We start from the raw sequence: 1211 nt of genomic DNA on the forward strand, positions 1-1211 counted from the left end.
GCCTGGAGCTTCCCGGAACTTACCGGGCAGCAGCCGATCTCATGCGCGGAGAGTTGGCCGGAACCGATCTCGCCGATGAACTCGCCATGATCGAACCCATGGCCGAGAGGGGCGTCGGCGACTCGGAACCGCTCGCACCGGGTGCCGGCGATTCCGAACCGGTCGCGGGCACGTCGGGCGAAGGAAGCGCGTCACCGAGCGATGGCCCCGGGCCGCTCGACCAGGCTGGTTCGCCGGGTCACGCGAACATGGCCGAATACGGGGGGATGCGGGGGCAGTCCGACACGGCCGGAGACATCAGGACCGGGCTGGAGTCGGCCATCGCGCGCTGGACCGCGCAGATCGGCGCGCTGGACGAGGTGCGGGCGGATGCGGAGACGGCCAGGCGGCTGGCGGGGGAGATGACGCGGCTGCGGCGGGAGCAGGAGGAACTGGCGGGGCAGGCGGAGAAGCTGCGGCGGTTGCGGGCCGAGCTGCCGGAATCGATCGCGTCGGTGGAGGGGCGGTTGCGCACGGCGGCCGATGCGGCGGCCGGGCTGCCGGTGCTGGAGGCCGACTGCGAGCGGTTGCGCACCGCCGCCAGTGCGGCGCTCGAATTGGCGACGCGGCGTGGGGAACTGGCGCGCGCACAGGCGGCGTTCGAATCGGCGCGCACCGCGCACCTGGATGCCCGTGAACACACCCTGGCCCTGCGTGAGCGGCGTCTGGCGGGGATGGCGGCCGAGCTGGCGGAGGCACTGGCCGAGGGGCAGCCGTGCACCGTGTGCGGCTCCACGGATCACCCCGATCCCGCCCGCGCATCGGGCCCGCCGGTGTCGAAGGACGCCGAGGACAAGGCATTGCAGGCCGAGCGGGTGGCCGAGGCGGCGCGCGAGCGGGCGCAGCGGCAGGTCGCCGACCTGGAGCGCGCTATCGAGGTGCTGGTGGAGCGCGGTGGCGACACCGACAAGGCCGAACTGGCCGGTGCCCTGAACGCCGCCACCGAACGGTACGAGTCCGCGCGGCGGCTGGCCGAACGCGTCGAGGCGCTGACGGCCGAGCTGACGCGGCTGCGCAGCGATGAGGCCCGCCTCCAGGATGAGTTGCGCGACTGCGAAACCCGCGCCGGTGCGACCACGGAGCGGATCGTGGCCACCGACCGCCGCCTCGCCGAACTCACCGAACGCCTGCGCGCCGCCGCCGGTGCGGACGGCACCGTGGAGCGCCGCCGC

Annotated in this window: 1 pseudogene; it reads left to right on the plus strand. The window is 74.2% G+C overall.

The annotated features are described in order from the left end of the window. Positions 1-41 precede the first annotated feature (41 nt). A pseudogene (locus tag QK444_RS36375) lies at positions 42-1211 on the plus strand (SMC family ATPase); the annotation flags it as partial.

Origin of the sequence: Nocardia sp. CC201C, from assembly GCF_030010695.1 — a bacterium.
GTDB classification, from domain to species: Bacteria; Actinomycetota; Actinomycetes; order Mycobacteriales; family Mycobacteriaceae; genus Nocardia; species Nocardia otitidiscaviarum.